The sequence below is a fragment of the Planctomycetota bacterium genome, assembly GCA_026387035.1.
In the GTDB taxonomy this organism is placed as follows: domain Bacteria; phylum Planctomycetota; class Phycisphaerae; order FEN-1346; family FEN-1346; genus JAPLMM01.
This window is the reverse complement of sequence record JAPLMM010000140.1, coordinates 1-6,037: the sequence shown is the minus strand read 5'-3', so window position 1 is coordinate 6,037 and position 6,037 is coordinate 1. Positions and strand designations below refer to the sequence as shown.

At 63.1% G+C, this 6,037-nt stretch carries 5 protein-coding genes; 4 read left to right on the top strand and 1 reads right to left on the bottom strand.

What is annotated here, in order from left to right:
* The 4 genes from purM to NTX40_04775 form a co-directional block, all read left to right on the top strand.
* Positions 1-975, top strand: a 975-nt coding sequence (gene purM, locus NTX40_04790) for a phosphoribosylformylglycinamidine cyclo-ligase (protein MCX5648400.1), incomplete at its 5' end; no start/stop codon positions are given.
* A 201-nt stretch (positions 976-1,176) separates the two neighbouring features.
* Positions 1,177-2,901 carry a glycoside hydrolase family 32 protein gene (locus NTX40_04785; GenBank protein ID MCX5648399.1) on the top strand — a complete coding sequence of 575 codons (1,725 nt, stop codon included), beginning with the start codon at positions 1,177-1,179 and terminating at the stop codon, positions 2,899-2,901.
* 148 nt (positions 2,902-3,049) lie between these two features.
* Positions 3,050-3,748, top strand: coding sequence for a deoxyribose-phosphate aldolase (gene deoC / locus NTX40_04780; protein MCX5648398.1), 699 nt, complete (start codon positions 3,050-3,052; stop codon positions 3,746-3,748).
* A gap of 7 nt (positions 3,749-3,755) precedes the next feature.
* On the top strand, positions 3,756-4,667 hold the full coding sequence (locus NTX40_04775; GenBank protein MCX5648397.1) for a uracil-DNA glycosylase: 912 nt from the start codon (positions 3,756-3,758) through the stop codon (positions 4,665-4,667).
* A gap of 440 nt (positions 4,668-5,107) precedes the next feature.
* On the opposite strand, the gene NTX40_04770 is transcribed toward NTX40_04775, so the two are convergent.
* On the bottom strand, positions 5,108-5,476 hold the full coding sequence (locus NTX40_04770) for a PH domain-containing protein (protein ID MCX5648396.1): 369 nt from the start codon (positions 5,474-5,476) through the stop codon (positions 5,108-5,110).
* Between the last annotated feature and the right edge of the window lie 561 nt (positions 5,477-6,037).

Sequence of the window (6,037 nt, the reverse complement as noted above, 5' to 3'; positions counted from 1 at the left end):
ACCCACAGCACCCGCGTCGTGGATCTTTACGGCCACTTTGCAGGCGTCTTCGCCCTCGACTTCCCCGAGCGGATCCTCCGGCGGAACTACAAGCGGCCGCTCCTCGTGGCCGGGACCGACGGCGTCGGCACCAAACTCCGCGTCGCCATCGACGCCAACAGATTCGACACCATCGGACAGGACTGCGTCGCCATGTGCGTCAACGACATCCTCTGCCTCGGCGCCGAGCCCCTGTTCTTCCTCGACTACCTCGGCACGGGGCACGTCGAACCCGACGCCCTCGCCGAAACGGTCATCGGCGTCGCCAACGCCTGTGCCGACTGCGACTGTGCCCTCCTGGGCGGCGAAACAGCCGAAATGCCCGGCTTCTACGCCAAGGGCGACCTCGACCTCGCGGGCTTCGCCGTCGGCGTCGTCGAAAAGAGCCGCCTCATCGACGGCTCACGCATCGAAGAAGGCGACTCCGTCCTCGGACTCGCCTCCTCCGGCATCCACTCGAACGGCTTCAGCCTCGTCCGAAAAATCGTCTTCGAGACGGCCGGCCTCAAGGTGAACGACGAAATTCCAGGCCTCGGCATCTCCGTCGCCGACGAACTTCTCAAGCCCACGCGACTCTACCCCCGGCCGGTCCTGCGCGTCCTTGCCCACTATCAACGGAAGCGCATCGTGCATGGCATGGCCCACATCACGGGCGGCGGCATCCCCGGCAACGTCCCGCGCGTCATCCCCGCCGGACTCCGCGCCGAAATCAGCCGAAAGGCCTGGACCGTCCCGCCCATCTTCGGCTGGCTCCAGAAGACCGGCAACGTCCCCACCCAGGAAATGTGGCGCGTCTTCAACATGGGCATCGGATTCGTCCTGGTCGTCAGCCCCTACTACGCCGACCACGTCGCTGAGATGCTCGAGACGGCCGGCGAGACCGTCTACCGCCTCGGCCACATCGCTCGCGGCCCCGGCGGCATCGCCCTGAAGTGAAGCCCAGGGTCCGGTTCCATGGTCCGCCTCGCGGAAGCGTGCGGGTGGCTTTGGAATACTTACCCGTCCGCGAGGGCGGCCGTGGCCGACCCGTCGGACTGGGGGCGTATATACTACTGATCAGGCTCATCGTGAGCCTGGCCGGCCACAAGGGCACGAACGGTTACAGAATACCTAAACCCGAACCGAAAGGAAATACCGATGAATCGAATTATTTGCCTTGCCACGCTCTTGACGTGTTCCGCCGCTTGGGCCGCGGAAGACCCGCAGGCAGCCGAAAAAACCAAGACGCAAGGGGCGTCCATGGAAATGGTGCTCCAGAAACGCTACCTGAATGTTCCCGTGAACAACCGGGCGCCAGGCCGCTCGATGAGCCTCACGGTGGACGATGAATTGCTCGGAAACTTCGGCATCCCGCTGGCGGAAGACAAACCGGATTGGTGGGCCTTCTTCGACGTCGCCCGGTTCAAGGGGCGAAAACTGGTCGTCAACATGACCCCCGCGCCGAAGGACTGGAAGATCATCAGCCAGGACGACGTGATCAAGGGATCCGAGGATCTCTACCAAGAGAAATACCGTCCCCAGTTCCATTTCACCTCGCGGCACGGCTGGCTTAACGATCCCAACGGCATGATTTATTACAAGGGCGAATACCACCTGTACTACCAGCACAACCCGGTCGCACTTCCCTGGGGAAACATGACCTGGGGGCATGCCGTCAGCAAAGACATGGTGCATTGGAACGAGCTGCCGACAGTTCTGTTCCCAAATACCAAGGGGGCGTGCTTCTCGGGCGCCGCGTTCATCGACCGAAAGAACCAACTTGGCCGCAAAACGGGAGAAGAAGATGTTCTCGTGATGTTCTATCTGCGGACGAAGAGCGGCCTCTGCCTGGCGTATTCGAACGATCGCGGCCGGACATTGACCGACTATGAGGGCAACCCGGTCCTGACTCACCCGGGCGATCGCATCGACACTCCCAGACCGTTCTGGTATGAGCCCACCGGCCGTTGGATCGCCCCGACCTATGATCATTTCAAGAACAAGGACGGCAAGCCACTCCGAGCGGTGGGATTCTACAGCTCCGAGAACCTGAAGGATTGGAAGTTCGAGAGCCGGGTAGAACAGGACAGGTCGGGTGATGAACTTTGTGGGTGCGTGGACTTCTTTCAACTGCCGATCGGCGGAGACGCCAACGCGAAGAAATGGGTAATGATCTTTATAGACGGCAGCTATATCGTGGGCACGTTTGACGGTCACACGTTTTATACGCTCTCCGGCAAACCGGCCGTGACGATGGACCGTGTCACCTCATTGGTTATTCCGGGGAACTACTATGCAACCATGACCTGGGAAAATGAGCCGAACGGCCGGCGCGTACAGATCACCTGGATGCGGGGCGGCAATTATCCCGGCATGCCGTTCAACCAGCAGATGACGGTCCCGGCGGAGATGACGCTTCACTCAACCGATGAAGGACCGCGTATGCGCATGAATCCGGTCAAGGAACTCGAAACGCTCCGGGCGAAGACGCATAAATGGACGGATCTGACCCTAAAAGCAGGGGAGAATCCGCTGGCCGGAATCGAAGGAGATCTGTTCGACGTGGAAGTCGAGTTCGAGCCGGCTGCGGACACGGAAACCATCTTCGACCTGCGCGGAGAAAAAGTGGTGTATAATGCCCAGAGTCAGACGTTGTCCTGTGGCAGTGTTCGGACGCCGCTCAAACCCGAGAAGGGTATCCTCCACCTCAGGATTCTGCTGGACCGTACTTCCATTGAGGTGTTCGGGAACAATGGCCGCGTTTATATCCCGCGCTGCATCCTCCCGAAGGATGACAATCGCTCCCTGAACGCATCCTGCGGTAAGGGCCAGGTCAAAGCCCGCTTCCTGCGCGTCCACGAGTTGAAGTCTATATGGGAGTAGGAAGGGATGGATATGCAACCGGCCTGCTGAGGCAAGACTATGAGGCTGGTACATAATAGCCCTGGGCGTAGTTCCGGGGACCTCTTGAAAACATCTCTCCGATTTTGCCCTTGAACCCGCCGAACCAGGCCGCTAGGGTCAAGGACCTATGCCGACCGAGGAAACAACCCGCGGCCTGACGGTCGAGACCCTGGCTCGCCTCATTGACCACACGCTCCTGGCGCCCGACCACACCGTCGAGGACGTCGAGCGCGTCTGCGAGGAGGCGATCGGCTACGGCTTTCACACCGTCTCGGCCGCCCCGTACGACGTCGAACGCGTCGTGAAACTGCTTCATGGAACGGACGTCCTGGCGGGCGGCACGGTGGGAATCCCCTTCGGCTACGCCGGCCTCGACGTCAAGCGCGAGGAGGCCCGCGTCTGCATCGAGTCCGGCGCCGGCGAAGTCGACATGGTCATCAACCTCGTGGCGATGAAGAGCGGACGCTACGCCGACGTCCGCGACGAAATCGCCGCCATCCGCAAAATCACCACCGGCTGCTGCCTCAAGGTCATCCTCGAATGCTGCTATCTCTCGGACGAGGAAAAGGCCAGGGCCTGCGAACTCGCGCTCGAGGCCCAGGCCGACTTCGTCAAGACCTCGACCGGCTTCGGCCCCGGCGGCGCCACGACGCACGACGTCCGGCTGCTTCGGCAAACGGTCGGCGACCGCGCCGGCGTCAAGGCCGCCGGAGGCATCCGCACCTTCCACGACGTCTCGGAAATGGTCCGCGCGGGCGCTTCCCGCATCGGCACGAGCGCCGGCGTCCGGATCATCGAGGATTTCCAGAACCGCGAAGACGAGTGAGCCCATCATGACCTCCGAGCGAACGCCCGAAGAAACCGTCGAGCGAGTCGCGCGGAGCCTCCGCCTCCGCCTCGAGGACGATGGCCGCGCAGGCCGCGTCGCCGTCCCACGCCCCGCACACGAGCCCCGGGCGCCGGGCGTTTTGCGCGGGGGAACGTCGCCCGCCGCTTCCGCGGCGGGCTCACCGCGTGAGCCGACCGCGGAAGCGGTCGGCGACGTTCACCTGCCGCGGCTTTCGCGCGCCCCCGAAAATCGCGCCGCCGACGCACTCCGCAAAGAACTTGCCACGGCCGCCCAACACGTCGAAGGACAGGACCTTTTCGACTTCGGCTCCCCCGACCTCGAAGGCGGCGCGAGCCGCCAAGACGCCCTGAAGCGCGTCGCCGACGAAGTCGCCCAGTGCACCCTCTGCAAAGAACTCGCCGACTCGCGGACCCAGACGGTCCCCGGCCAGGGCGACCTGAACGCCCGCCTGGTCTTCGTCGGCGAAGGCCCGGGCGAGGAAGAAGACCGCCAGGGCCTCGCCTTTGTCGGCCGCGCGGGACAACTCCTCACCAAAATGATCGAGTCCATCAACCTGACGCGCGACCAGGTCTTCATCGCGAACATCCTGAAGTGCCGGCCTCCCGCCAACCGCACGCCGACGCCCGACGAAATCGCCAACTGTTTGCCCTACCTCATGCGCCAACTGGAAATCCTCCGCCCGAAAATCCTCTGCGCGCTGGGCGGCGTGGCGGCCCAGACGCTCCTTCAGACCCGCGACGGCATCACGCGCCTCCGCGGACGCTTCCACCCCTACCGCGGGGCGCTCCTGATGCCCACCTTCCACCCCGCCTATCTCCTGCGGAACTACACCAAGGACGCCCGCCAAAAAGTTTACGACGACCTGCTGCAAATCCAGGCCGAATTGAAAAAGTAGCGCCGCCTTAAGCCGCTCCCCTCGCACCGTGTCACCCCGTGCTTCCGCACGGGGCTCACCCGCGCCGCTTACGCCCATTGTGAGCCGACCGCGGGAGCGGTCGGCGACGTTGACCGGCCGTCCGCCTCCCGCGCGCAAAAAAAGGTGGGCGTCGCCACCATGGGGGAGGCAGCGACGCCCTAGGGCCAAAGGGCGGTCCGGGCGGGACCACCGAGTGGCGGTCCCGTGGGCCGCAAATGACCGGGATTGTAAGAAGGGGCGGTTCACCCCGGCCATTCAGTACGTTAAACTCATGCCCGCCGAAAAAGTTTCGGGAAAACTTCCTGATTCGCAAAAAAACCCCGCGCGCCATAACGCCCAGGAATGAGGCCCGATGCAATCGGGACGAATTTTACCCGCCTGTGTTGGAGCGCAGTGCAAACCCGCCGAGGCGGGCGGAACTATTCGCCTTCCGTCATCGAGCGAGTCTGCTTCCACCGATCGATCTGGGCGACGATCCGACCGTGGACCTCTTTGGGCCGCCGGACGTGTTCCCAGGACTGCGCCTCGCGTTCGCGATTGCCGCACCGGAAAAAGATCGTGCCGATCCCCACCGCCCGCTGAAACGCCGCCTGCGCCACAAACGTGTTCTCAATCTCCTCCAGGCCCACGCACCGCACGCACACGTTCACGACGCCGTACTGCTTCAGTATCCGCCGGTCCGTCAGAACGTACGTGCAGGCGAGCCACTGCAGGAACCCGACCGCAACCCGCAGGCCCACCGCCCAGATGCCGATCACAAGGGCCCGGTGCCGCCAGACGTCCGGCACTTCCTCCCTTCCGGCGCCGAACCGGACAACGGGGCCGGTGCGGCCGCACGCTCCGGGGAGATGGCCATCCGCTCCGTTCCTCTTGCACCCTCTTACGGGAACCATTGTAAATGGCCGACCCGCCCCCCGCAAGGCCACAGGCTACTCTAACCGCAAAGGAAAAGGTTGTTTCTAACCGCAGAGGGCGCGGGTTGTTTCTAACCGCAAAGGGCGCCAAGAGCGCAAAGGGGGCATTGGGGAAAGGCAGGAATGTTTAGCCGCCCCGCTTGCGGGGCGCGTTATTGACAAAAGTCCGCTGTTGGTCGTTCCCCTATTTCGGCTGTCCTTTGCGTGCTTGGCGCACCCTTCGATCCCGGCGCGCCGGGACTCAGGGCATGCTTTGCGGTTAAGACACGCCTTCACTTATAGCGACCGGCGATTGTGGATAACATTTTGGAGGAGATTTTGGGGGGTATTTTTGGGCGATTTTTGGGAGGCCACCGGCCCGGGCGCTAGCGCCCGGGGGGATTTTTCACTCAAACACCCCCCAATGTTAAGATGGGCTAGCGCGGATTTTGACTT

Bases quoted from the DNA above. Each gene is read 5' to 3' on its own strand.
- NTX40_04775 (MCX5648397.1), top strand. From the start codon at position 3,756: ATGACCTCCGAGCGAACGCCCGAAGAAACCGTCGAGCGAGTCGCGCGG.
- NTX40_04785 (MCX5648399.1), top strand. From the start codon at position 1,177: ATGAATCGAATTATTTGCCTTGCCACGCTCTTGACGTGTTCCGCCGCT.
- deoC (MCX5648398.1), top strand. From the start codon at position 3,050: ATGCCGACCGAGGAAACAACCCGCGGCCTGACGGTCGAGACCCTGGCT.